The sequence below is a fragment of the Streptomyces sp. ML-6 genome, from assembly GCF_030116705.1.
In the GTDB taxonomy this organism is placed as follows: Bacteria; Actinomycetota; Actinomycetes; order Streptomycetales; family Streptomycetaceae; genus Streptomyces.
This window is the reverse complement of record NZ_JAOTIK010000001.1, coordinates 1,141,491-1,165,800: the sequence shown is the minus strand read 5'-3', so window position 1 is coordinate 1,165,800 and position 24,310 is coordinate 1,141,491. Positions and strand designations below refer to the sequence as shown.

The window sequence follows — 24,310 nt, the reverse complement described above, 5'->3', positions numbered from 1 at the left end:
CACGCACCCGGAGTGCCCCCGCCCGGCGCCCCGCCCGGCGCCCCGTCCGGCGCGCGTACGCTCGTCGACGGGCCCGGCACGGACCGGGCCGCCCGTGCATCCGCTCGCCACCGGGGGAGACCGTGACCACCGCAGTAGTACGCGCGCTGGGCGACCTCGCCCACCGGGCCGCGCACCCGTGCCCCGAGACCCCCTGCGCCTGCCCGCCCCCGATGGTGCTCGCGGACCGCGCGGACGGCACCGTGGTCCGCAGCGGGGCCGTCGTCGCCAAGGCCCACGCCCCCGGCACGGACGCCTCCGGCCTGCTCACCCGCCTCGCCCTCGCGGACGACCCCCGGCTCGCCGGCGTCCTGCTCGCACCGCTGCACCCCCGCCCCGCCCGGAACCCCGAACCGTCCGGCCCGGACCCTCTCCCCGACCGCCCCGTCACCCTGTGGCCCCACGGCGCGCCCGTCGACCCCGGCGACCCGGACGCCGCCCCTTGGGAGGAGGCCGCCGGCCTGCTGGCCGCACTGCACCGCACCCCCGCCCCGCCCTCCCTCGCGCTCCCGCCCATGCGGGGCCCCGCGAAGGCCGCGCTCGCCGTCGCCCGGATGCGCGCCGCCCGCCCGGACGACCCGGACACCGCCCCCGTGCTCGCGGCCTGGCACCGGCTGCCCGCCTGGGCCCGCGACGAGGCCGCCCCGCCCCCGCCCCGTTCGTCCTTCCTCTGCCACGGCGACCTGCACCTGGGCCAGCTCGTCCGCCACCCGGCGCCGCACGGGCCCTGGCTGCTCATCGACGTCGACGACCTCGGCCTCGGCGACCCCGCCTGGGACCTCGCCCGCCCCGCCGCCTGGTACGCGGCCGGCCTCCTGCCCCCCGAGGTCTGGTCCCGCTTCCTGGGCGCCTACCGGGCCGCGGGCGGCCCCGCGGTACGCGCCGAGGGCGACCCCTGGCCCGAACTGGACGTCCCGGCCCGCGCCCTGACCGTCCAGTCCGCCGCGCTGGCGATCGCCAAGTCCACGGCGGAGGGCCGGGCCCCGGACGAGGTGGAGCGGACGATGCTCGACGCCTGTGCCCGAATCGCTTCCCTCCCACCACAGTTGGCCGCCGGGCAGTCGTCGTAGGCTGAACCGACCGTCGGCGGACATCCCTTCCGGCGACGGCGGTCCCAGAACGAGGAGTGAGCCGAAACCATGCAGTGTCCCAAGTGCCACGCCCAGATGCACACGTACAACCGCAACGGCGTCCAGATCGAGCAGTGCAGCGGCTGCCGGGGAATCTTCCTCGACTACGGCGAGCTGGAATCCCTCACCCGCATCGAGGCGCAGTGGGCGCAGCAGGCCCCGCCCGCGCCGCCAGCCCCGCAGGCGTACCCCGCCGCCCCGGCGCCCGCCTGGGGCGCGCCGCAGCACCACGGCGGCCACTACCGGCACAAGAGCTTCGGCCGCATGCTCTTCTCGTCCTGAACCGGGCGACCGCCCCGAGCGCCTGACCGCGTGGGTCCGGACGTCTCCCGTCCGGACCCACGGGCGTCCCCCGCGCCCGGTGGGAACGAAGAAGCCCCGGTCGTCGATGACGACCGGGGCTTTCGCTGGTGCGCGATACTGGGATTGAACCAGTGACCTCTTCCGTGTCAGGGAAGCGCTCTCCCGCTGAGCTAATCGCGCAGGGTGAACCTGCGTGTACTGCGTGCGCGATACTGGGATTGAACCAGTGACCTCTTCCGTGTCAGGGAAGCGCTCTCCCGCTGAGCTAATCGCGCGGGGATCCTTGCGGACCAGTGGACGATACTGGGATTGAACCAGTGACCTCTTCCGTGTCAGGGAAGCGCTCTCCCGCTGAGCTAATCGTCCTTGGAGGTGGAGACGGGATTTGAACCCGTGTAGACGGCTTTGCAGGCCGTTGCCTCGCCTCTCGGCCACTCCACCCGGAGTGAGGGTTCGGGAAGATCCCCCACCTTTCTGCGAGCGGACGACCAGGTTCGAACTGGCGACCTCAACCTTGGCAAGGTTGCGCTCTACCAACTGAGCTACGTCCGCTTGTCTTTCCCGGTCCGCTTGCGCGTCCCGGCGACGTGTTGAACTCTAGCGGATTCCCGGGCCAGTACAAAAACGCGTTTGCGCAGCGTGCTGAGGTGCACCCGCCCCGGCGCGGGTCGTCGCACGCCGCTCGGGGGTCCCTCCCGGCGCACCCCGCCCCACGGCACCCCCCGGTGCGCGTCCCCCGGGCGCCGGCCAAAAGCCCTGGTGGCCCCGGTGGGAAGCGCCGGCCGGGGTGCGGCCCCGGGCCCGCCGACGCTCCGTCGGGCGGGCGCCACCGGCCGCGACATCTAGACTCGACCGCGTGCACGACCTTGCTCCAATGGCCCGCTTCGACGGCCTCCTCGCGACCGACCTGCGGGATGTGACCAGTGATCCCGCGGCCCTCGAATCAACCGGGTTCTGGGCCGTGTCCGCCGATTTCGAGGGCCGCCTCGTCTGCGCGCGCTTCGGCTCCGTGCGCAGACGGCCGGTGCCCGCCCCGGTGCCCGGGGCCTGGCGCGGTCCCGCGGTCGGCGACTGGACCTCGTCCCTGGACCGGGCCATGTACACCACGGGCGTACGACGGATTCGTGAACACATCGCGACGGGCGAGGTCTACCAGGCCAACCTCTGCCGGGTGCTGACCGCGCCCCTGCCCGACCCGGCCGCGGACGTGGACGCGCTGACCGCGCTGCTGGCCCGGGGCAACCCCGCCCCGTACGCAGGAACGATTCGGCTGCCCGCGGACGGCGTCGAGATCGCCACCGCGTCCCCCGAGCTCTTCCTCCGGCGGGACGGCCGGACCGTCGAGTCGGGGCCGATCAAGGGCACCGGCCGGACCGAGAACGATCTGCTGGAGAAGGACCACGCCGAGAACGTGATGATCGTCGACCTGGTCCGCAACGACCTCGGCCGGGTCTGCGCCACCGGCTCGGTCACCGTCCCCGACCTCTGCGTGGTCGAGAAGCACCCCGGCCTGGTCCATCTCGTCTCCACCGTGCGCGGCGAACTCGCCGAGGGCGCCGGCTGGCCCGAACTCCTCGACGCGGCGTTCCCGCCCGGATCGGTCACCGGGGCACCCAAGTCCAGTGCCCTGCGGATCATCGGGGAACTGGAGACCGCCCCGCGCGGGCCCTACTGCGGAGGCATCGGCTGGGTCGACGCCGACCGCCGCACCGCCTCGCTCGCCGTCGGCATACGCACCTTCTGGATCGACCGGACCGGAACGGTTCCGGTGCTCCGCTTCGGCACCGGGGCCGGCATCACCTGGGGCTCGGATCCCGAACGCGAATGGGCCGAGACCGAACTCAAGGCGTCCCGGCTGCTCGCGGTGGCGTCGGGCGAACACGGAACAACAGGAAGGACCGCATGATGAGGATGTGGGTGAACGGCGGCCTGCGGGACGCCGACGACGCCAGGGTGTCCGTGCTCGACCACGGGCTCACCGTGGGGGACGGCGTCTTCGAGACGATCAGGACCACCGACGGCAGGCCCTTCGCCCTCACCCGCCACCTCGACCGGCTGGCCCGATCGGCCCGCGGCCTCGGCCTCCCGGAGCCCGACCTGGACGAGATCCGCCGGGGCTGCGCCGCCGTCATCGACGCCAACCCGATGCCGCTCGGCCGGCTGCGCATCACCTACACCGGCGGACTCTCCCCGCTCGGTTCCGACCGCGGCGACGCGGGCCCCGGGCTCGTCATCGCCCTCGGCGGGGTCGCCCGCCGCCCCGACACCACCGCCGTGATCACCGTCCCCTGGACGCGCAACGAACGCGGCGCGCTCGTCGGCCTCAAGACCACGTCGTACGCCGAGAACGTCGTCGCCCTCGCCCGCGCCCACGAGCACGGCGCGTCGGAGGCGCTCTTCGCCAACACGGTCGGACAGCTCTGCGAAGGCACCGGCTCCAACGTCTTCGTCGTGCTCGACGGCCAGCTCCACACCCCGCCCGTCGCCTCCGGCTGCCTCGCCGGGATCACCCGCGCGCTGGCCGTGGAATGGACGGGCGCGCAGGAGACCGAGCTGCCGTTCGACGTCCTGGAACGGGCCGAGGAGATCTTCCTGACCTCCACGCTGCGCGATGTGCAGGCCGTCCACCGGGTGGACGACCGGGAGCTGCCCGGCGGCCCGGGACCGGTGACCGCGAAGGCCATGCGGATCTTCGAGGAGCGGGCCGGGAACGACCTCGACCCGTAGGACCGGCACCCCGAATCCGTAAAACCGGGTGACGCGGCGGGGCCCGGTGGATAGAACAACACCGATGACCACCACCCTCCGGCCGACCGGGCCGATCCAGCAAGGCGCCGACGGCGCGAAGACCCGCGCGTACGACGTGTGCGACAACGGACGACCCGTCGGTTCCGTCGAGATCGGCACCGACGCGGCGTTCGGCACGGGGGCCGGTGTGCTGCGCTCCCTGCGCGTCGACGAACCGGACCGGCGGCGCGGGCGCGGCACCATCGCCGCGCTCGCCGCCGAGGAGGTGCTGCGCGGCTGGGGCTGTACCCAGGTCCGCCTGGAGGCGCCCGCGGACAACGAGGGCATCCGGGGCCTGGCGGCCGCGCTCGGCTACACCGAACGCAGCCGCAACATGCTCAAGGAACTCGGCTCCGAGCCCCCCGCGCTCCCGGCCGGGGCCGTCGCCCGGCCGATGTCCGCCGAGGAGTTCGACGCCTGGCGCAGCACCAGCGTCGAGGAGTACGCGCAGTCCTGGATCGACCGGGGCGTGCCGGCCGATCAGGCCCTGCGCAAGTCCAGGTCCGACCACGACCGCAACCTGCCGGACGGCCGGGACACCGAGGGCATGCTCCTCCACGTGCTCGTGGCCCGGGGCGAGGCCGTCGGCCACCTGTGGGTGTCGGTGCGCGAGGAGATCGAGGGCGTGAGCGCCGGATACGTCTTCGACGTCGAGGTGGCCGAGGAGCACCGGGGCCGCGGCCATGGGCGCACCCTGATGCTGCACGCGGAACGCCTCGTCCTGGCCGCGGGCCTCCACCGGCTCGGGCTGCACGTGTTCGCCTCCAACACGCCCGCCCTGCGGCTGTACGAGTCGCTCGGCTACCGGACGGCCCGGTACAACCTGGCCAAGACGCTCTGACCCGCCCGCTCGGCCCGTCCGCCGTCCGCTCGGCCCTGCTCGGGCCCCGTCCGCTCAGCCCCGTTCGGCGAGCAGCCGGTCGGCGATCTCCACGATGCGCTCGCGCAGCCCGTCCTGGCTCCTGCCGCCGTCCAGCCGCTCGTCGCCGATCACGTACGTCGGGGTGCCGGTGACCCCGATCGCCTTGCCCTCGGCCTGGTCGGCGTCGACGATCAGCATGTGCCGCCCGTCGATCAGGGCGGTGTCCATCTCCTCGGTGTCCAGGCCGAGTTCCCCCGCCACCTCGATCAGCAGCGGCTCGCCGACGCGGCCGAGGTCGCCGGTGCGGGCGAGGAGGGCCTCGACGTACGCCCAGTCCTTGCCCTGGGCCACGGCCTCCTCGGCGGCCTGCGCGGCGGCGTGGGCGTGCTTGTGCTTCTCCAGCGGGAAGTGCCGCAGCCGCACCTCCAGCCGGTCGCCGTACTGGGCCCGCAGGGCCCGCACATCGTCGAGGGCCCGGTGGCAGTCGGGGCACTGGAGGTCGCACCAGAGGTCGAGGACGACGGGTGCGGCAGGGGTGGAATCGCTCATGGGGCCAGTCTCCCAGGGGCCGCCCGCACCTCCCAACCCGCACCCCGCCCGCTCCGGGGGAGGGCCCGGCGGGCCGGGTCGGCACCTGGGGAGGATCCCGGCCCTGAAAAGTCCCTGATGTGGTTCCCGATCGTGGCCCCGAGCCCGGTCGCCGGTGCAGGATGGAAGGGACGTTTCCCCGTGCGCCTGGAGGCACCGATGCTTGCCGAGACCATCTGCGCCGCGGTGTCCGCCGCGGGCCTGGGCATCGCCGCCGTCACCGCGTACCGCAAGCGTTTCCTCGCCGCCACCCGGATCGCCGCCTACTCACTGGTCCCGATCGGGCTGGCACTGACCGGGATCGTGGACTGGGTGGCCGGGATCGCCTTCGAGCCGAGCATCTGGGCCGGCTTCGGACTGCTCGCCCTGGCCTGGGTGCTGTTCACGACCACGCGCGCGGTCGAACGCCGCAGCGGCGGCACCCGCAAGGAACGCAGGGCCGCGGCCCGGGCGGCGCGGGCCGACGCCGTCGCCCCCGGGGCCTCGGCGCCCTCCCTGGGGGCCGGGACACCGGCGGCCCCGAAGGCGAAGCCCCGGCGGCAGCCCGCCTCGTCCGGCGACGACTTCAGCGACATCGAGGCCATTTTGAAGAAGCACGGCATCTGATCCGCGCCGCACCGGCCGACGGACCGTCCCGGGGCGCCCTCCGTACGATGGGGCGACGCCGCGGACGGGCGCGGCCGAGGGCATCGGTGGGGCAGGACGAGTGGCGCGCGTGGCAGGGATCAAGGACGTGGCCCGACGGGCCGAAGTCTCCGTGGGCACGGTCTCCAATGTGATCAACAGGCCCGAGGCGGTGCTGCCGGAGACCCGGGCCCGGGTACTGGCCGCCATCGAGGAACTCGGGTACGTGCGCAGCGAGTCGGCGCGCCAGCTCAGGGCGGGCCGGAGCCGGATCATGGCGCTGCTCGTCCTCGACATGGGCAACCCGTTCTTCGTGGACGTGGCCCGCGGCGCCGAGCGCGCCGCCCGGAAGGCCGGTCTCGGCGTCATGGTCTGCAACAGCGACCAGGACCCGGCGGAGGAGGCCGAGTACCTGGGGCTCTTCGCCGAGCAGCGGGTGTGCGGCGTCCTGGTCACGCCCGCCGACGCGACCGGCCGGCACCTGGCGGCGTTCCGCCGCCACCGCATCCCCTTCGTCCTGGTGGACCGGGTGGCGTCCGGCGGGGGGACCTGCTCGGTCTCCGTCGACGACGTCCGCGGCGGCGCCCTGGCCGTCGGCCACCTGGTCTCGGCCGGGCACCGCTCGGTGACGTACGTCAGCGGCCCCGACGACCTCCAGCAGATCAGGGACCGGCGCGAGGGCGCCCTGGCGGCGCTGGCCGAGGGCGGACTGCCGCCCGGGGCCCTCGTCGAGATCCCCTCCGAACGCCTGGACGTGGCGGCCGGCCGCGACGCCGGGGCCCGGCTGCTCGGTCTCGTGCCCCGGCCGACCGCGGTGTTCTGCGCCAACGACCTGCTCGCCCTCGGCGTGCTGCAGGCCCTGTACGCGGCGGGCGTCCGGGTGCCGCACGACCTGGCCATCGTCGGGTACGACGACATCGAGTTCGCCGCCGCCGCGGCCGTGCCGCTCACCTCGGTCCGCCGGCCCGCGGCCGTGATGGGGCGGATGGCGGCGGAACTGCTGCTGGAGGAGTCGGACCACGAGGACGGCAGCCACCGGCACCGCGACGTGGTGCTCCGGCCGGAACTCGTGGCGCGGGCCTCCAGCACGACGGTGCGGGCCTCCAGCACGCCGCCGGGCCGAGGGCGCACGGGCGGAGCGGCGGCGGGCCCGGCGGACCCCGGGGCCCCGGGAGCACTGCCGAACACGTGACGGCGGATCGGCCGCCGGAGCGAATCACGGACCACCCGGTACGAGTGAACTCCCGTCGCAATGAGGCCTATTGGCGTTCGGTGGGTCCGGAGTAGGTCATGATCGTCCCGAGATGGTGGACACCTCCCGGGGCGATGCCCCCGCACCCCCTGCCGAAGAGCCGCGCGGCTGCCTCTTCGCGCTTTCCCAGCCCCCTTTGATGATCTTCCTGGGGGTGATCGGTGGCCTGCTGCTGATGGCCGCGCTGCACGATCTGTTCCTGCTGTGAACGGTCAGCCGGCCGCTTCCTTGCGGCGTGCCCGGTACGCGGCCACGTGCAGACGGTTGCCGCACGTGCGGCTGGAGCAGTAGCGGCGGGAGCGGTTGCGGGACAGGTCGACGAAGGCGTGCCGGCAGTCCGGCGCCTCGCACCTGCGCAGCCGCTCGAGCTCGCCCGCCACCACGATGAAGGCCAGCGCCATGCCGCAGTCGGCCGCGAGGTGGTCGGCGATCGAGGCGTCCGGCGCGAAGTAGTGCACGTGCCAGTCGTAGCCGTCGTGATTGCTGAGCTGCGGCGTCGTGCCGGCGGCCGCGACGAGCGTGTTGACGAGCGAGGCGGCGAGCTGGAGGTCGTCCGTCGCGAAGACCTCCGCGAAACGGGCCCGTACGTCCCGCACCGCCCGCAGGTCCTTCTCGTCGAGCGTGCCGACGCCGCTGATGCGATGGCGCCGCGCGAAGTCGTACAGCGCCTCGACGCCGGCGAGGCCGTCGCCCTGTCCGTCTCCCGGCCGCGCCCCGCCCGACGGCGGTTCGCTCTCCGGTGCGGTGTTGAGCAGATCGACCACCGTGTCGAGGGCGATCCGGGTGTCGTGTGGGATCAGCACGCTTTCGCTCCCTGCCTCCGGCGGGCGGGTGCCCGCCGATGCCGGCTGACTCTACTGGCTCGGCGGCGGGGCGCAGAGGGCCGAGAGGGCCCGTGCGGGGCGCGGTGAGCGCATACCGGCCACGGGCCGGTCCCGTGGGGCCGGCGGGCGGCCACCGGCCCTGTACGGGCGCGTTCCGGCCCGGCGCGGGCGCCGGCCCGCCGGAGGGGACCGTGCGGCGGACACGCACCGGCGCCGTGACCACGGTGGATCGTGTGGTCACGGCGCCGGTGCCGACCGTATGAGGTTGTCCGCGCGGCGCCGTCTCCCCGAGTCGGACGGCGCCGCGCGGCTCTCCGCCTGGCTCAGCTCTCGGCCAGGATGTGAGAGAGCTCCGTGTCGAGGTCGAAGTGGCGGTGTTCGGTGCCCGGTGGGACCGCGGCGTCGGTCCGCTTCAGGAACGACTCCAGGGCCCGCGCCGGGGCTTCGAGCAGGGCTTCGCCCTCCGGGGAGCTCAGCGCGATGCAGACGACGCCCTGGCCGTGACTACGGGATGGCCAGACGCGGACGTCTCCGGTGCCGGTGGGGCGGTGCAGCCCCTCGGCGAGGAGGTCGCGGGCGAATACCCATTCGACCGTCTCCTCCGCTCCGGTATGGAAGGTGGCGTGCACGGCATACGGATCGGCCGTGTCATACCGCAAGCCCGCGGGGACAGGCAGTGAGGACTCGCTCGACACAACGAGGCGCAGGTGCAGCTCGCAGCTGACCGTGGTGTTCATAAGCGCCAGGGCCTTTCGCTCAGTGTGCGCTCGGGGATTCGCACGTCGGCGAAATCGACATGCCACCTACGGTGGCGTTGTAAACCCCTCTGACCTTTTTGTGTTCCTTCGGATAGCTCGTACGGCGGTGTGTAACTTTCGGTTATGCGGCCATTCCGGTGATGAAGACCGTTCCGGTAGGTTGTCCTCCATGAAAGCGGAGCGTGACGAGCGGGGCGGGAGCGCCGGACGGGCGGCCCCCGGGCCCGCCGCGGGGGATGGGGCGGACGGCGTGACGGGGGAGGTCGCCCAAGAGGTGACGAAGGAGGACCGGCAGCTCGGGTCCAGGGCGCCCGGGTTCATCAAGGCGTCCAAGCCGCTGCACCTGAGCTGGCAGGTCGGCGTCTTCGTGGTCGGTCTCGCCGTGGTCGTGGCGGGGATCATCATGCTGCCGCTGCCCGGCCCCGGCTGGCTGGTGATCTTCGGCGGCATGGCGATCTGGGCGACCGAGTTCGTCTGGGCCCAGCTGGTGCTCCGCTGGACGAGGCGGAAGGTCACCGAGGCCGCCCAGCGGGCGCTCGACCCCAAGGTCCGGCGGCGCAACATCATCCTCACCGTGACCGGGCTGGTGATCGTCGCGGTGCTGGTGGGGGTCTACGTCTGGAAGTTCGGCATCGTCATGCCGTGGAAGATCAACGAGTGATCCCGGGGCGGGTGCGGGGCTGAGCCGGGGGTGGTCACGGGGCACCGCTGACATGGGGTAATGTTTGGTCCGCACCCGGGCGATTAGCTCAGTGGGAGAGCGCTTCGTTCACACCGAAGAGGTCACTGGTTCGAACCCAGTATCGCCCACCCCGGACGGAGGGCCCGTGAGACGCAGAGTCTCACGGGCCCTCCGTGTTTCCCGCTCCATGTCCCTCCGGTACGGTGCGTGGCCTTCCGGTACGGGGACGTGAGCGCTTTCGCGAATGATTCACCCCGGGTGACGGTGTCCGGGGCGTGATCCGCTCATCGATAATCCGTATCCGGATATCGCGGACGGGCAGGCCGCCGGGGCGGCGGGAATTCCCGGAAAGAGTTCGCCGTGCCGCTCCGCGGGCAATCTCCCGGGCCATTCGGGAACTGCATCACAATTGCATTGCGTCGGCGGGGAACACGAACTGGGGACACGAACTGCTCCATTTCCCGGGCGAGTTCGCGGCACTCGCTTCCCCGCCCGGCGGGCGACCGGTGCCGGAGGAACGGCCGACGGCCGGCCCGGAGCCCCGCGGGGGCACCCCGGACCGGCCGTGCGACGCCCCGTCAGCGCATCCTGCCCAGGGTCTCCTTCAGCCGCCGCGCGTCGCGCAGCCGCTGTTCGTACGTCGCCCCGACGACCACCAGCAGCAGCCCGGCCAGCGCGGGCGGCAGCCAGCGCGGCAGCGCGCCGACGACCTGGACCACGTACGGCGCCAGTTCGTGCAGGGCGTCCAGCGCGAGCACCGCACCACCGAGCAGCAACAGCGCCTGCAGCCGCAGCCGTGCACCCGCCAGCGTGATCACGAGCGCCGCCACACCGAGCAACAGGGGCCGCAGCCAGTGCGGATCGATCCAGGCCGCGAAGAGGCTCGGCACCAGCGTCGCCGCGAGCCCCGGCCCGTAGGCCGTCCACGACGACGTCTCCGCGTCCCGGCGCCGGCGCAGCGCACCGATCACCAGGGCGGGCACCGTCACCGGCAGCGTGTACGCCTCCGGGTCCGACACCTCCGAGGCCGACAGCCGCACCCAGGTGGCCAGGACGAACAGCGCCACCGCCAGATACCCGGCGACCGGCCGCCGTTCGGCCCGTACGGCCGTACCCGCCGCCAGTACGCCGCACAGCGCCAGCACCAGGGCCAGGAACGGCAGGTCCGGCAGGGCCATGCAGATCGCCACCGCCGCCGCCGAGGCCCCGGCCAGCTCCACCGGGAGCGCGCTCGGACGGCTTCCCAGCCGGGCCCCGAGCAGCACCGTCGCCACGGGGACGACCAGCAGGACCGGCGCCGCCTGATGGACGGGCAGCCCCCACGAGGCCCCGAGCGCACGGGCGAGCACCGTCGCGCAGAGCACGGCCCCGCACCCGGCCACAGTCTGCGCGATCCACGGCAACCGGACGGAGGGCGCCACCGGGGCGCCGGGGGACTGCGCCACCGGTCCCGCGACACCCTCGAGCAGCACGGCGGCCGCCGCACACACCACCAGCAGGACCGCGAACACCGCGTACGTCGCCCCCTGCGCGGCGAGCGAGAGCAGTCCCACGCTCACTGCACCGGCCAGGGCGCACACCAGCGCGGTCGCCCCCGGGGCGCTCGCGCCCCGGCGCAACCCCGCCACCGCCACCGCGAACGCCCCGGCGACCAGCATCGACTGCGCCGCCACCGCCGCCGCGTACGGGAACCCCAGCACCGCGGGCAACACGACGAGCCCCGCCCAGCCGAGCCCCAGCGCCACGGCCCCCGCCACGCCCCGCCAGGAAGCGCCCGGCGACACCACCGGCCCCACCGCCCGGACCAGCCGGTCCCACGAGCGGTGCGCCCACGCCGCCAGACCGGCCACCACCAACAGCACCACCGGAGCCGCGCTCATGTGGGACCACGCCGGACCACCGGCCCCCAGCGCACCCCGCACACCACCGTCGGGCACCCCGGACCACACCTCGTCCAGCCGCGGCACCGGACCCAGCAACGACACCCCGACCGCGGGCAGCGCCTCCAGCACGGCGGCCACGACCACCGCGGACGAGGCCCACAGCACCCCCTGCCCGACCGGCCGCGGCAACGGGGCGCGCACGGCCACCAGCAGCACCACCCCGCACAGCAGGTACACCGGAACCGACCAGTTCCAGTCCGCCCCGGCCCGCAGCACACCGCCCACCGCGGCCACCCCGCACAGCCCCGCCAGCAGACCACCGGCCACCGCGAACCCCGCCGGCGCGCGCCACGCCCCGGCCAGTGCGATCGCCGCACCCGTGAGCAGCAGCGCGGCCGGAGCCAGCGCGGCCGGGGCGGACCCGGCCGAGACGGACTGCCCCAGGGCCACCAGCAGCCCCAGCAGCCCCGTCGTCCAGCAACCGACACAGGCGGTCACCCGCACCGGGAGCCGCGTGACCCGCACGGCGATCGCGCAGTCCAGAGCGGCCGTCAGCAACAGCGCCCAGCCGAACGCCGAGGCACCGGCCCCCGCCGACCACGCCCACAGCAGCAACGGCAACTGCGCGCTCACCACCGCCAGGGGCAGCGGCAGCCGCAGCCGGTCCAGCAGCAGCCCGTACGCGCACCACAGCACCGCGAGCACCGCCGAGGCGACCGCGGCGAAACCGGCACCGCCGGCCTCCGGAACCGCCACCCGGTGCAGGGCGTACGCGTCCAGGACCATCAGCACCGAGGCCAGGGCGGCGAGCGACTCGGCCGTCGAGGACAGTCCGCGGCGCAGCAGCAGGGCGGGGGTGGCGAGCGCGGCGAGCGTCACCACGGCGAGCACCGCCGAACGGCCGGCGATCCCCATGTGGCCCCAACTGACCAGGGTGAAGGCGATCGCGGCGATCGCCAGCAGCAGACCGCCCAGGGTGAGCAGCACGTTCTGCGCACTGCGCTGCTCGGCCCGCGGGGCCGGTGACCCGAACGGGACCGGGCCGGGCGGGGGAGGCCCGGACGAACCGGCGAACTGCGGCGGGGGCTGCGCCGCTGCGGGCGGCGTCAGCACACTCACCAGCCAGGCACGGCGAACCAGCAACTGGGACCGGCGGGCGTCCAGTCGGGCCAGTTCGTGATCGAGGAGCGCCAATTCCTCGGCGGGCGGCGGCACATGTTCCATGCCACGGAGTGTGGTGCGAGCCACAGGTTCAAACATGCGCTCGGATACTCAGTTCCCCGGCTGAGTACGCGCAGACTGGGACCATGGACTGGAGTCACTACCGCTTCCTGAGCATCTGGGACCTTCCCGGTCCGCCCGACACCGTCTACGAGATCCTCCTGCGCGCCGACGACTACCCGCGCTGGTGGCCGCAGTTCCGCGAGGTCGTCTCGCTCGACGCCACCACCGGCACCGCCCGGATCCGCTCCGCCCTCCCGTACGACCTCGTCATGACCGTCCGCGAGAGCCGCCGCGATCCGGGTGCCCGGGTCGTCGAGGCGACCCTCGACGGCGATCTGGAGGGCTGGGCCCGGTGGACGGTCACCCCGCACGGCGACGGCAGCCGGGCCGTCTACGAGCAGGAGGTCGAGGTGCGCAAGCGGCTGATGCGGCTCCTCGCGGTGCCCGGACGCCCGGTCTTCCGCGCCAACCACGCCCTGATGATGCGCGCCGGACGGCGGGGACTGACGGCCCGGCTGGAAGGAGTTTGAACCCGACCCGCCGAGCCCTGTATGGTTCAACCCGTTCCCGGGCGATTAGCTCAGTGGGAGAGCGCTTCGTTCACACCGAAGAGGTCACTGGTTCGAACCCAGTATCGCCCACCCGGAAGAGGCCGGTCCGTCAGTGACAACGACGGACCGGTCTTCTGTTTCCCACCGCAGTTTCCCTCCGCGGGCGGCGCACCCGGACCGGGCGGCCGGTCACCTCACGCCACGACGGGAAGCGCCGGGCGCAGCGGCCACGCCGGATCCACCGCCTCCTCGGTGCCGTTCTTCGCGAACCACGCCTGCAGGCCGCGCGCCTGCGCCGCGTGCCACACGGCCTGCAGGGTGTGCAGCTCCGCCGGGGTCAGCCGCTCCAGACGCGACGAGAACCGCCGCGCCACCGCCCGCACCAGCTCCAGCGCCGCCGCCGCGTCGGCCGCGGCGTCGTGCGCGCCGTCGAGCACCACGCCGTACAGCTCGCAGAGATCGGTGAGGGTGCGTCGTCCCTTGCGGTAGCGGTCCAGGTGCTTGTCGAGCACGCGCGGATCCAGCACGCACAGCGGCGTTTGCTGGAGGTAGTGGGCGAGCGACGAGGCCCGGTGCCGCTTCAGCTCCCGGTCCAGCAGCGTCAGGTCGAACGGTGCGTTCATCACGACCAGCGGGCGCCCGGCCGCGCACTGCTCGGCCAGCGCCCGGCCTATCTCCTCCACCACCGGAGCCGGCCAACGGCCGTTGCGCCGCAGGTGGTCGTCGGTCAGACCGTGGATCTCGATCGCCCCCGGGGGCACCGGAATGCCCGGATTCACCAGCCAGCGGGTGACGCGCATCCGCCCGCCCGCCACGTCCTGGACGACCAGGGCGGCCGAAACGATCCGGTCCCCCTCGACGTCGACTCCTGTTGTCTCGGTGTCAAAAGCGGCCAGCGGCCCCTCGTACCAATGAGTCATCCCCGAACTCCTCGTGTCCGGACGGCAGGCGGTGTGATTCCCCTGCCCGGTTCGGTGATACCCGCGCGCTTTGCCTGGTACGCCGTTTGCGGGCCGCTCCCTGCGGTGACAACACAGTTGACGGGTAAGGAAGTTGTCCGCCACCCCGCACCGAAGAACCCCGATCGGCACAGCCCGGGAGGCACTCGCAGCCATGGCGCTCGCGCAGCCCGAACCGAGCGGACTGCTGCCCCAGCGGATCGCCCCGCTGCGCGGCACACTCGCCACCACCGCCTGCATGGAGACCCTCCAGGTGGGCTATCTGCACGCGGTCGCGGCCGCGGCGGGATGCTCCCTGTCGCAGCCCTTCCCCGACAACGGCATCGACTGGCACGTCAGCCACGGCGCCCCCGGCCACGCCGTGGACGACGAGGTGACCATCAAGGTGCAGCTCAAATGCACCTACCAGCTGCCGCCCCGGCCGCCGGGACCGGCGTTCTCCTTCACGCTGGACAACGCCCACCTCGTGAAGCTCGCCCGGACCCCGGTGTCGGTGCACAAGATCCTCGTCGTGATGATCGTGCCGCGCAGCCGGGACGCCTGGCTGCGCGCCGGGCACGACCGGCTCGACCTGCGGCACTGCTGCTACTGGACCAACCTGGCCGGACACCCGGTGACGGGCCGGCACAGGACCACCGTGCGGATCCCCACCTCGCGCATCTTCGACGACCGGGCGCTCTGCGAGATCATGGCCCGCGTAGGGGCCGGAGGGAGACCCTGATGCCCCGGCCGATGGACGAGCCCGCCGACGGGGCGATCCCGTCGGCCACCCGCCCGGGCCCCGGCGAACCCGCCCGGCCCTGGTCCCGCCCCTCCGCACCGCCGGGGGACATCCCGGACCCGGCCCGCGTCGATCCCGCGGTCCTCGCCGCCCTCCTCGCCCGGCACGGCTGGCGGCGCCGGGGCGGCGCGGCCGGGCGCTACGGCCGCTGGACCCCGCCGGGCCCGCCCGCCCCGCCCGGCGGCGTCACCAGCCTGCTCGTCCCCGACAGCACCGCCTTCCCCGACAGCGAGGACCTCCTCGGCGAGGCGCTCACCGCACTCGCCCGCAGCGCCGCGCCCTTCGCCCGCGACGTACTGGTCTCCCTCGCCGTGCCCAGCGACGCGATCCGCTGGTGGCGCGAGGTCCCCGAACCGGCCGCGGGCACGGCGGGGGCGACCGGCTGGGTCCGGGCCGAGCGGCTGCACACCGCCGCCCGGCAGATCCTGCTGGCCGGAGCCCTCGCCGTGCGGAACCGCACCGGCCACCACGGCGCACGGCACCGCCGGAGGGCCGGGGCGGCGCTGGACGACGTCCTCGTCGGACCCGAGCCCGGCGGCCGGGAGCTGACCGCCTACCTCCCGGTCGAGGCGGGCCGTGCCGTCGTCGTACGGCTCCACCACGCCCTGCACGCCGCCCGCGAGGCGGTGGACTACCAGCGGGCCACCGGCGGCTTCGAAGCCTTCGACACGGCGGTCGGGGCGGGCGTCAGCCGCGAGCTCACCGAGGCCCTCGTCGCCCTGGTCCGGGGCTCGGAAGGGGCCGGGATCGCCCTGGAGTGGGCGCCCGCCGCCGGGACCCCCGAGGGCTGCCCGCCCCGGCCCGAACCGGTGGAGTTCTCCCCGGGCGACCTGCCCGCCCTGCGCCGGGCGGGCGCCCGCTACCTCAGTAACGAACCCGCCGTGACGGTCCGGATCACCGGCGCCGTGGTCAGGATGCGCCGCTCGGCACCGCGCGGACCGGGCATCGTGCGGCTGCGGGTGCTGGCGGGCGCCGAGGTGCCGCACGTACGGCTGGAGCTGGACGAGGAGGCGTACCGGATCGCCGGGCAGGCCCATCTGGTGGGGCTGCCGGTCAGGGTGGAGGGCCGGCTGGAGAGCCGCGGCGGCTTCCGGCTGCTGACCCGCACCACGCAGGTGGTGCCCGTGCAGGTGGACGAGGCGGAGCGGGACCGGCTGATGAAGTCGCTCCAGGAGAACGTCGATCATTTCGAGGAGGCGTGCACCGGCGAATAGGGCCGCGGGGAAGGGACCGCGGGGGTGGCGGTGGGGCCCGGCGCCAGAACCGTTTCGCAGAGGGGGGCCGCGGCTCGGTACGATTCGTATCGCACGCGCACAGCGAACGCGTGCGTTCCCCCTGAGTCAGGAGAGACCGGTGTCAGACGTCCGTGTGACCATCCAACGCGATTCCGAGCGGGAAGAGCGCGTGGTGACGACGGGCACTACGGCGGCCGAGCTCTTCCCCGGCGAGCGCACCGTCGTCGCGGCCCGGGTCGCCGGCGAGCTGAAGGACCTCGCGCACGTCGTCGCCGACGGCGAGGTCGTCGAGCCGGTCGAGATCTCCTCCGAGGACGGCCTGAACATCCTGCGGCACTCCACCGCGCACGTCATGGCCCAGGCCGTGCAGCAGCTCTTCCCCGAGGCCAAGCTGGGCATCGGCCCGCCGGTCAAGGACGGCTTCTACTACGACTTCGACGTCGAGAAGCCGTTCACCCCCGAGGACCTCAAGGCCATCGAGAAGAAGATGCAGGAGATCCAGAAGCGGGGCCAGCGGTTCTCCCGCCGGGTCGTGACGGACGAGGACGCCCGCGAGGAGCTGTCCGACGAGCCGTACAAGCTGGAGCTCATCGGCATCAAGGGCTCCGCGTCCTCCGACGACGGCGCGGACGTCGAGGTGGGCGGCGGCGAGCTGACCATCTACGACAACCTCGACCCGAAGACCGGCGAGCTGTGCTGGAAGGACCTCTGCCGGGGCCCCCACCTGCCGACCACCCGGTTCATCCCGGCGTTCAAGCTGATGCGCAACGCCGCGGCGTACTGGCGCGGCAGCGAGAAGAACCCGATGCTCCAGCGCATCTACGGCACCGCCTGGCCCACCAAGGACGAGCTCAAGGCGCACCTGGAGTTCCTGGAGGAGGCCGCCAAGCGCGACCACCGCAAGCTCGGCAACGAGCTGGACCTCTTCTCCTTCCCGGACGAGATCGGCCCCGGGCTCGCGGTCTTCCACCCCAAGGGCGGCATCATCCGCCGCGCCATGGAGGACTACTCGCGCCGCCGGCACGAGGAGGAGGGCTACGAGTTCGTCTACTCCCCGCACGCCACCAAGGGCAAGCTCTTCGAGAAGTCCGGCCACCTGGACTGGTACGCCGAGGGCATGTACCCGCCCATGCAGCTCGACGACGGGGTGGACTACTACCTCAAGCCGATGAACTGCCCGATGCACAACCTGATCTTCGACGCGCGCGGCCGTTCGTACCGTGAACTCCCGCTGCGCCTCTTCGAGTTCGGCACGGTGTACCGGTACGAGAAGTCCGGCGTGGTGCACGGTCTGACCCGCTCGCGCGGCTTCACGCAGGACGACGCGCACATCTACTGCACCAAGGAGCAGATGGCCGAGGAGCTCGACCGGACGCTCACCTTTGTTTTGAACCTGCTCCGCGACTACGGCCTGACCGACTTCTACCTGGAGCTCTCCACCAAGGACCCGGAGAAGTTCGTCGGCTCGGACGAGATCTGGGAAGAGGCCACCGAGACGCTGCGCCAGGTCGCCGAGAAGCAGGGCCTGCCGCTGGTCCCGGACCCGGGCGGCGCCGCGTTCTACGGCCCGAAGATCTCGGTCCAGTGCAAGGACGCCATCGGCCGCACCTGGCAGATGTCGACCGTGCAGCTCGACTTCAACCTGCCGGAGCGCTTCGACCTGGAGTACACCGGCCCGGACGGCACCAAGCAGCGCCCGGTCATGATCCACCGCGCCCTGTTCGGTTCCATCGAGCGCTTCTTCGCGGTGCTGCTGGAGCACTACGCGGGCGCGTTCCCGGTGTGGCTGGCCCCGGTCCAGGCGGTCGGCATCCCGATCGGTGACGCGCACATCCCCTACCTCCAGGAGTTCGCCGCCAAGGCGCGGAAGAAGGGGCTGCGGGTCGACGTGGACGCCTCGTCCGACCGGATGCAGAAGAAGATCCGCAACCAGCAGAAGGCCAAGGTGCCCTTCATGATCATCGCGGGCGACGAGGACATGGCCAACGGGGCCGTCTCCTTCCGCTACCGCGACGGATCGCAGGAGAACGGCATCCCCGTCGAGGACGCCATCGCCAAGATCCAGAAGGCCGTCGAGGACCGCGTCCAGGTCTGACGCACACGGCGCGAGAGGCCCCCGGAGAGCTACCCGCCCTCCGGGGGCCTCTTCTCGTCCTCCCGCCGGAACACCTGCAGCATCCACGACGAGAACGAGCCCGTCACCGCCCCCAGGAGCGCCAGCCCGCAGGCCATCAGGCCCGACGCGACGACCCGGCCGCTCGGCGTGACGGGGACCGCGTCCCCGTACCCCACCGTCGTGAGCGTCGCGCACGCCCACCACACCGAGTCCCCGAAGGTGCGGATCGAGGCCCCCGCCGCCGTGTGCTCCTGGTGGTAGACGGCCAGCGCGGCGGAGAAGCCCAGCAGCAGCGCGCTCACCCCGGCGTAGGCCATCACCCGCGCGTACAGGCTCAGCCGCGGTTGCCGCCGGTGCCGCTGCACCGCGGTGTAGAGGCGGATCAGCCGCAGCGGCCGCAGCAGGGGGAGCAGCAGGACCACCGTGTCCAGCCAGTGCACCCGGACGAAACGGATGCCCAGGCCGCTGAGCCGGAGCCGTACGACGTAGTCCCCGACGAAGACCAGCCAGGCGGCACAGACCAGAACGAGGGCGAGGTCGCGCCAGAACCCCGCGCCGGCGGGGGCCAGGACGCGCACCGCGTAACCGAGCAGGAAGACCAGCGAGACCACGAGGAGCGGCACTTCCGTGCGCTGCTCCCAGCGCCGGAAGGAGGGAGGTGCCGGGTCGGAAGGCTGGTCGCTCATCGCCTCAGCATCGCCGTCCGCGCACGGGGGGCGCCCCCGACGACACGCTCCGCGGGGGTGAAGCAATATGCTGATCGCCATGACGAGTGAGCCGGAGCAGCAGATCGGAGTGGGAACGCCCGACGCGTTCCAGCGCCTGTGGACGCCCCACCGGATGGCGTACATCCAGGGCGAGAACAAGCCGACCGGTCCGGAGGCCGGCGACGGCTGCCCGTTCTGCGGCATCCCGTCGAAATCCGACGAGGACGGGCTCGTCATCGCGCGCGGCCGGAACGTCTACGCCGTGCTGAACCTGTACCCGTACAACGGCGGCCATCTGATGGTGGTGCCGTACCGGCACGTCGCGGACTACACGGAGCTGGACGGCCCGGAGACCATGGAGCTGGCCGACTTCACCAAGCGGGCGATGGTGGCCCTGCGGTCGGCCTCGGGCGCGCACGGCTTCAACATCGGCATGAACCAGGGCGCGGTGGCCGGCGCGGGCATCGCGGCCCACCTGCACCAGCACCTGGTGCCGCGCTGGGGCGGGGACACCAACTTCATGCCGGTCGTCGGGCACACGAAGGTGCTGCCGCAGCTGCTCGCCGACACGCGCAAGATGCTGGCCGACGCCTGGCCGGTCGACTGACCGGGACCGTCGCCCCGTGCGAAGGCCGCCCCCGCCTCCCGGCCGGGGCGGCCTTCGCACATCCTGAGGGGACGGCCCCCTGGGCCTCTCGTTCGGATCCGGCCCGATCCGAACGAGAAGCCCTACGCGTCGTACACGTCCGCCTTGCGCGGGGACGGGTCCTGCACCTGACCGCTCAGCGCCATCGAGCGGCTGTCGAAGCGCTCCGTGTCGACGCCGTTCTCCTCCAGGACGCGCAGGGCGGCGCTGTGCACGGCGCGCAGCACGGGGGTCGCGGCGCGCATCGCGTCGTCCGCCATGAAGCGGTGCCGCCACGGCTTCTCGGCCCAGGCGTGCCGCAGACCGAACGGCTCGGGCAGGGCGATCTTGCCGCCCAGGTAGTCCAGGATCGGCGGGTACCAGGTGAAGGGCGCGCGCAGGGCGAGGCGGACGACCTCCTCGGGCTCGACCAGGGGGAGGGTGATGTCGCGGGTCTCCCAGAACCGCACGGTCTTGTTGACCGTCTTGGTCTTGGCCGAGGGCTTGGTGGTGAACAGGGAGTGGACCGGGCCGAGCGCGTGTCCGGTGACCTCGATGCGCAGGGTCTCGTAGAGGACCGTGACCGTGATCATCATGGTGATGACCAACTGGCCGTCCCAGAGGGTGAACTGGACCCCCAGGTAGTGCCGGTCGCCGCCGCCGAACTGCTGGTGGTTGCAGATCCGCTGTATCTCGTGCGGCTTGACCTGGAAGGTGGCGACGTCCTCGCCCTCGGGACGGGAGACCGATCCGGCGTTCTCCCCGACGGGGGAGACGATCCAGTGGGTGACCGACGGGGTGGGGAACCCCCCGGTGTTCAACGGGCCGCGCTCCAGCATCTTGAGCTGGTCGTGGATGGCCCGGATCACGTCCCAGCTGCGGAACTGGTGGAACTCCTTGTTGGGCTCCTTGGGGACGAGCTCCTCGGCGAGCTGCCAGCTGCCCCAGCGGGTGCCCATGCCGAGGATCCCCTTGGGGCCCGCGTAGAAGACCGAGTTGGACTGCTGCTCGGCGGAGAGCTTCTCCAGCCCCTGGCGCAGCGCCTCGCGGGAGGTCTCGTTGGGGTTCTTGGGCACGGCCTCGGGGATCTTGGCGGTGACGCCGCCCCCGGACAGGAGCCCCTCCCAACGGGCCCGCATGTCCTTGGCGGAGGACTCGGCGATCCGCTTGGCGATGAACCAGCCGACGACGGGGGCGACGATCATCGCCCGTACGTAGAGCGCCATGAACCCCGTGAGCGGCAGCTTGACCAGGAAGAACAGGGCCACGATGCCGATGATCGGGAGCAGGGCGTTGCCCAGGGCGGAGAGGGCCTTGTCCTTGGTGCCGCTCAGCCAGTCGCGCAGCCGGAACGCGATGATCCACATGAGCATGCCGGGCAGGAAGAGGAAGCCGGACAGGACGGTGACGGCGGTCAGTTTGGCATCCCGGGTCCTGCGCAGACGGGACGCGGACAGGCAGTGCTCGACGACGGTCTGCGGATCGGTCCCGAAGGACTGGATGAGGGCCTTGCGGGCGCCGCCCAGCATCCGCTCCTGGACGGCGCGGGAGAACGCCTCACCGAGATTCGGCTTGAAGTAGTCGGCCTTGATGAACTTGGAACGGCCCGCTTTCACCTCGGACTTGTGCCACTCGCTGTTGGCTTCAAGGATCGTCTCCACCGGGCTGTCGCGGTACGCGGCGGAGGCGAGGGCATTCGTCGCCACCGCCTGACCGCCCGAGCCCTGGAGCGGGATTTGCGCTCCGGGAGAGAAATCGAATCCGTCGTTGGCCACTGTCGCCCCCACTCGCCGCCAAGAACCGCTCCTGCGGCTGTTTCCCAACTGCCGTGTCCGGCACACCTTCTGAGCTGGGACCAAAGCGTATCGTCCGGATCGGTACGCCGCTGGTGCCTGTGGACAAAGACGGCCGACAGTCCTGTTCAGGTGTCCTCCGGACGCCTCTCCCGCCGCTCCCCGAGACGTTCCGCGAGCTGCGGGGGCATCGCTTCGTGCCGGGCGTACGCCCGGTCGAAGCGACCGGCGCCATGGGAGAGGGACCGCAGGTCGACGGCGTACCGGTCGATCTCCAGCTCCGGCACCTCGGCCCGTACCAGGGTGCGTCCGGAGCCGGACTGCTCGGTGCCGATCACCCTGCCGCGGCGGCCGGACAGATCGCTCATCACCGGCCCGACGTAGTCGTCGGGGACCAGCACCCGGACCTCGTCGACCGGTTCCAGGAACCGGATGCGGGTGTCCGCGGCGGCCTCGCGCAGGGCCAGCGCGCCCGCGGTCTGGAACGCGGCGTCGGAGGAGTCCACCGAATGGGACTTGCCGTCCCGCAGCGTGACGCGCACGTCGACGAGCGGATGCCCGGCCACGACCCCGCGGGCCGCCTGGGCGCGCACGCCCTTCTCCACGGAGGAGATGAACTGCCGGGGCACCGATCCGCCGACCACCTTGTCGACGAACTCGACGCCCGACCCGGCGGGCAGCGGTTCCACGTCGATCTCGCAGATGGCGTACTGACCGTGGCCGCCGGACTGCTTCACGTGCCGGCCGCGCCCGCTCGACGGGGCGGCGAAGGTCTCGCGGAGCGCCACCTCGTGCGGCACGGCGTCCACCTGGACGCCGTAGCGGTTGCGCAGTCGGTCCAGCGCCACGTCCTGGTGGGCCTCGCCCAGGCACCACAGCACCACCTGGTGGGTGTCCTGGTTCTGTTCGAGGCGCAGGGTCGGGTCCTCGGCCACCAGGCGGGCGAGCCCCTGGGAGAGCTTGTCCTCGTCCGCCTTGCTGTGCGCCTCGATGGCGAGCGGCAGCAGCGGGTCGGGAGTGGTCCAGGGGTCCAGCAGCAGGGGCAGGTCCGGGCCGGAGAGGGTGTCCCCGGTCTCGGCGGTGCCCAGCTTGGCGACGCAGGCCAGGTCCCCCGCGGCGCACGCGGTCAGCGGACGCTGCTGTTTGCCGAAGGGGGTGGAGAGCGCGCCGACGCGCACCTCGGCCTCGTGGAAGGGACGCGCCTCGCGGGCGGGATCGGTGAGGCCGTGGCCGAACACGTGGACGGTCTCGTCGGGGCGCAGGGTGCCGGAGAAGACGCGTACGAGCGAGACCCGGCCGACGTACGGGTCGGAGGACGTCTTGACCACCTCGGCGATCAGCGGCCCGTCCGGATCGCAGGCCAGGACCGGGCACGACGCCCCGTGCAGGGGGGTGACGCCGGGCATCGGACGCTCCGCCGGGGCCGGGAAACCACCGGTGACCAGGTCCAGGAGCTCGACGGTGCCGACGCCCCGGCGGGCGCCCTCGGCCGCGGGGGCGGCGGCGAGGACGGGATGGAAGGTGCCCCGGGCGACGGCGCGCTCCAGGTCCTTCACGAGGCTCGCCACGTCGATCTCGGCCCCGCCCAGGTAGCGGTCCATCAGGGTCTCGTCCTCGCTCTCGGCGATGATCCCCTCGATGAGCCGGTCGCGGGCCGCCCGGAGCGGTTCCCGCTGGGTGTCGTCGGGCGGCTTCTCCCGCCGCTCGCCCGATGAGTAGTCGAAGACCTGCCGGGTGAGCAGCCCGGCCAGCCCGGTGAGCGGCGCGTGCCCGTCGGGGCCCTCGGGGCCGTGGAGGGGCAGGTGGAGCGGGAGCACGGCGTCGGGGTCGTCACCGCCGAAGATCTCGCCGCAGATCCGGACCATCTCGTCGAACGGGGTGCGCGCCGTGTCGAGGTGCGTGACGACGATCGCGCGCGGCATGCCGACGGCCGCGCACTCCTCCCACACGGCCCGGGTGGCACCGGCCACCGCGTCCGCCTCCTGGGCCGCGGAGACGACGAACAGGGCCGCGTCCGCCGCCCGCAGACCGGCCCTGAGCTCCCCGACGAAATCGGCGTAGCCGGGGGTGTCCAGCAGGTTGATCCGGCACCCGGCCCACTCCACGGGGACCAGGGAGAGCTGTACGGAACGCTGCTGCCGGTGCTCGATCTCGTCGTAGTCGGAGAGGGCGGTGCCGTCCTCGACCCGGCCGGCCCGGTTGATCGCCCCCGCGGTCTGCGCCAGGGCCTCGACGAGCGTGGTCTTCCCGGAACCGCTGTGGCCGACGAGCACCACGTTCCGTACGGACGAGGGCCGGTCGGCCGTCGGCGCCCCGCCGGCGGCCCCGGTGTGCGCGCGTGTCCTGTCACCCATGATGTGCCTCCCGGATGGTGGCGCCGGACGGAGGAGCCGGCGCGGGGGTGGGGAGAGAAGTCACGGGCACGGGGAGCCGCCGCGGCGGCCACGACGACACCCGCGGTAATTCGAGCTTTCCACTCGGGCCGGGATGCGTCCATACAACGCCCCGCCCCGGGGCCGCCCGGGTGCCCGGACGGTGGAGCCGGGCGGGCGTGACTACGATGGGCCAGCCGGTGGCCGATGGGGCC

Annotated in this window: 21 protein-coding genes, 7 tRNA genes and 1 pseudogene; 16 read left to right on the top strand and 13 right to left on the bottom strand. The window is 72.9% G+C overall.

All coding sequences use genetic code 11. The features are described from left to right. The first annotated feature begins 122 nt into the window (after window positions 1-122). Window positions 123-1,109: a phosphotransferase family protein gene (locus OCT49_RS05095; protein ID WP_283850695.1), complete on the top strand. Its 987-nt coding sequence runs from the start codon at window positions 123-125 to the stop codon at window positions 1,107-1,109. Between the two features lie 69 nt (window positions 1,110-1,178). After that, window positions 1,179-1,451, top strand: coding sequence for a TFIIB-type zinc ribbon-containing protein (locus OCT49_RS05090; RefSeq protein ID WP_283850694.1), 273 nt, complete (start codon window positions 1,179-1,181; stop codon window positions 1,449-1,451). Between the two features lie 126 nt (window positions 1,452-1,577). On the opposite strand, the gene OCT49_RS05085 is transcribed toward OCT49_RS05090, so the two are convergent. The 5 genes from OCT49_RS05085 to OCT49_RS05065 all read right to left on the bottom strand — a co-directional run bounded on the left by OCT49_RS05085 (window position 1,578) and on the right by OCT49_RS05065 (window position 2,024). Next, window positions 1,578-1,652, bottom strand: a tRNA-Val gene (locus OCT49_RS05085). A gap of 23 nt (window positions 1,653-1,675) precedes the next feature. After that, window positions 1,676-1,747 (bottom strand) — tRNA-Val (locus OCT49_RS05080). 19 nt (window positions 1,748-1,766) lie between these two features. Then, a tRNA-Val gene (locus OCT49_RS05075) sits at window positions 1,767-1,838 on the bottom strand. Window position 1,839: 1 nt separating this feature from the next. Continuing rightward, window positions 1,840-1,913, bottom strand: a tRNA-Cys gene (locus OCT49_RS05070). Between the two features lie 38 nt (window positions 1,914-1,951). Further along, window positions 1,952-2,024, bottom strand: a tRNA-Gly gene (locus OCT49_RS05065). A 322-nt stretch (window positions 2,025-2,346) separates the two neighbouring features. Here OCT49_RS05065 and OCT49_RS05060 point away from each other — a divergent pair. The 3 genes from OCT49_RS05060 to OCT49_RS05050 all read left to right on the top strand — a co-directional run bounded on the left by OCT49_RS05060 (window position 2,347) and on the right by OCT49_RS05050 (window position 5,100). Further along, on the top strand, window positions 2,347-3,378 hold the full coding sequence (locus tag OCT49_RS05060; protein ID WP_283855670.1) for a chorismate-binding protein: 1,032 nt from the start codon (window positions 2,347-2,349) through the stop codon (window positions 3,376-3,378). Then, the gene (locus tag OCT49_RS05055; protein ID WP_283855669.1) at window positions 3,378-4,199 is read left to right on the top strand and encodes an aminotransferase class IV; all 822 of its coding nucleotides are present in this window, start codon (window positions 3,378-3,380) and stop codon (window positions 4,197-4,199) included. Before OCT49_RS05060 ends, OCT49_RS05055 begins: the two co-directional genes overlap by 1 nt. 64 nt (window positions 4,200-4,263) lie before the next feature. After that, the gene (locus OCT49_RS05050) at window positions 4,264-5,100 is read left to right on the top strand and encodes a GNAT family N-acetyltransferase (RefSeq protein WP_283850693.1); all 837 of its coding nucleotides are present in this window, start codon (window positions 4,264-4,266) and stop codon (window positions 5,098-5,100) included. Between the two features lie 54 nt (window positions 5,101-5,154). Here OCT49_RS05050 and OCT49_RS05045 read toward each other — a convergent pair whose 3' ends face one another. Next, window positions 5,155-5,670, bottom strand: a complete 516-nt coding sequence (locus tag OCT49_RS05045; protein ID WP_283850692.1) for a DsbA family protein — start codon at window positions 5,668-5,670, stop codon at window positions 5,155-5,157. A gap of 198 nt (window positions 5,671-5,868) precedes the next feature. Between OCT49_RS05045 and OCT49_RS05040 the strand changes: the two genes are divergently transcribed. The 3 genes and pseudogenes from OCT49_RS05040 (at window position 5,869) to OCT49_RS05030 (ending at window position 7,793) form a co-directional block, all read left to right on the top strand. Next, window positions 5,869-6,315, top strand: coding sequence for a hypothetical protein (locus OCT49_RS05040; RefSeq protein WP_283850691.1), 447 nt, complete (start codon window positions 5,869-5,871; stop codon window positions 6,313-6,315). A gap of 100 nt (window positions 6,316-6,415) precedes the next feature. Then, window positions 6,416-7,432 (top strand): annotated as a pseudogene (locus OCT49_RS05035) (LacI family DNA-binding transcriptional regulator); the annotation flags it as partial. 205 nt (window positions 7,433-7,637) lie between these two features. Next, on the top strand, window positions 7,638-7,793 hold the full coding sequence (locus OCT49_RS05030) for a hypothetical protein (RefSeq protein ID WP_283850690.1): 156 nt from the start codon (window positions 7,638-7,640) through the stop codon (window positions 7,791-7,793). A gap of 4 nt (window positions 7,794-7,797) precedes the next feature. On the opposite strand, the gene OCT49_RS05025 is transcribed toward OCT49_RS05030, so the two are convergent. Together OCT49_RS05025 and OCT49_RS05020 are read right to left on the bottom strand one after the other, a co-directional pair. Then, window positions 7,798-8,388 (bottom strand): CGNR zinc finger domain-containing protein, encoded by a 591-nt coding sequence (locus OCT49_RS05025; protein ID WP_283850689.1) that lies wholly within the window; start codon window positions 8,386-8,388, stop codon window positions 7,798-7,800. Window positions 8,389-8,732: 344 nt separating this feature from the next. Next, the gene (locus tag OCT49_RS05020) at window positions 8,733-9,146 is read right to left on the bottom strand and encodes an SsgA family sporulation/cell division regulator (protein ID WP_003959770.1); all 414 of its coding nucleotides are present in this window, start codon (window positions 9,144-9,146) and stop codon (window positions 8,733-8,735) included. Between the two features lie 190 nt (window positions 9,147-9,336). Here OCT49_RS05020 and OCT49_RS05015 point away from each other — a divergent pair, with 190 nt between their 5' ends. Further along, on the top strand, window positions 9,337-9,828 hold the full coding sequence (locus tag OCT49_RS05015) for a TIGR02611 family protein (protein ID WP_283850688.1): 492 nt from the start codon (window positions 9,337-9,339) through the stop codon (window positions 9,826-9,828). A 77-nt stretch (window positions 9,829-9,905) separates the two neighbouring features. Continuing rightward, a tRNA-Val gene (locus tag OCT49_RS05010) sits at window positions 9,906-9,977 on the top strand. Between the two features lie 450 nt (window positions 9,978-10,427). Here OCT49_RS05010 and OCT49_RS05005 read toward each other — a convergent pair. Next, the gene (locus OCT49_RS05005; RefSeq protein WP_283850687.1) at window positions 10,428-12,956 is read right to left on the bottom strand and encodes an SCO7613 C-terminal domain-containing membrane protein; all 2,529 of its coding nucleotides are present in this window, start codon (window positions 12,954-12,956) and stop codon (window positions 10,428-10,430) included. A gap of 83 nt (window positions 12,957-13,039) precedes the next feature. Between OCT49_RS05005 and OCT49_RS05000 the strand changes: the two genes are divergently transcribed. Together OCT49_RS05000 and OCT49_RS04995 are read left to right on the top strand one after the other, a co-directional pair. Then, window positions 13,040-13,486 carry an SRPBCC family protein gene (locus tag OCT49_RS05000; RefSeq protein WP_283850686.1) on the top strand — a complete coding sequence of 149 codons (447 nt, stop codon included), beginning with the start codon at window positions 13,040-13,042 and terminating at the stop codon, window positions 13,484-13,486. A gap of 39 nt (window positions 13,487-13,525) precedes the next feature. After that, a tRNA-Val gene (locus OCT49_RS04995) sits at window positions 13,526-13,597 on the top strand. A gap of 104 nt (window positions 13,598-13,701) precedes the next feature. Here the strand turns inward: OCT49_RS04995 and OCT49_RS04990 are convergent. Continuing rightward, window positions 13,702-14,427 (bottom strand): 3'-5' exonuclease, encoded by a 726-nt coding sequence (locus OCT49_RS04990; RefSeq protein ID WP_283850685.1) that lies wholly within the window; start codon window positions 14,425-14,427, stop codon window positions 13,702-13,704. Window positions 14,428-14,620: 193 nt separating this feature from the next. Between OCT49_RS04990 and OCT49_RS04985 the strand changes: the two genes are divergently transcribed. The 3 genes from OCT49_RS04985 to thrS all read left to right on the top strand — a co-directional run bounded on the left by OCT49_RS04985 (window position 14,621) and on the right by thrS (window position 18,577). Next, window positions 14,621-15,187 carry a DUF4365 domain-containing protein gene (locus OCT49_RS04985; RefSeq protein ID WP_283850684.1) on the top strand — a complete coding sequence of 189 codons (567 nt, stop codon included), beginning with the start codon at window positions 14,621-14,623 and terminating at the stop codon, window positions 15,185-15,187. Then, window positions 15,187-16,461: a hypothetical protein gene (locus OCT49_RS04980; RefSeq protein ID WP_283850683.1), complete on the top strand. Its 1,275-nt coding sequence runs from the start codon at window positions 15,187-15,189 to the stop codon at window positions 16,459-16,461. The genes OCT49_RS04985 and OCT49_RS04980 overlap by 1 nt, the downstream gene beginning before the upstream one ends. Window positions 16,462-16,600: 139 nt before the next feature. Then, complete coding sequence (gene thrS / locus OCT49_RS04975; RefSeq protein ID WP_283850682.1) at window positions 16,601-18,577, top strand: threonine--tRNA ligase; 1,977 nt, start codon at window positions 16,601-16,603, stop codon at window positions 18,575-18,577. 29 nt (window positions 18,578-18,606) lie between these two features. Here the strand turns inward: thrS and OCT49_RS04970 are convergent, their stop codons facing one another. Beyond that, window positions 18,607-19,284 (bottom strand): potassium channel family protein, encoded by a 678-nt coding sequence (locus OCT49_RS04970; RefSeq protein ID WP_283850681.1) that lies wholly within the window; start codon window positions 19,282-19,284, stop codon window positions 18,607-18,609. Between the two features lie 67 nt (window positions 19,285-19,351). Between OCT49_RS04970 and OCT49_RS04965 the strand changes: the two genes are divergently transcribed. Further along, a complete protein-coding gene (locus tag OCT49_RS04965; RefSeq protein ID WP_283850680.1) occupies window positions 19,352-19,912 on the top strand; it encodes an HIT family protein in 561 nt (186 codons plus the stop codon). A 122-nt stretch (window positions 19,913-20,034) separates the two neighbouring features. On the opposite strand, the gene OCT49_RS04960 is transcribed toward OCT49_RS04965, so the two are convergent. Then, on the bottom strand, window positions 20,035-21,705 hold the full coding sequence (locus tag OCT49_RS04960; RefSeq protein WP_283850679.1) for an AbeC-like domain-containing protein: 1,671 nt from the start codon (window positions 21,703-21,705) through the stop codon (window positions 20,035-20,037). A gap of 146 nt (window positions 21,706-21,851) precedes the next feature. Beyond that, window positions 21,852-24,077: an elongation factor G-like protein EF-G2 gene (locus OCT49_RS04955; protein ID WP_283850678.1), complete on the bottom strand. Its 2,226-nt coding sequence runs from the start codon at window positions 24,075-24,077 to the stop codon at window positions 21,852-21,854. Window positions 24,078-24,310 lie beyond the last annotated feature (233 nt).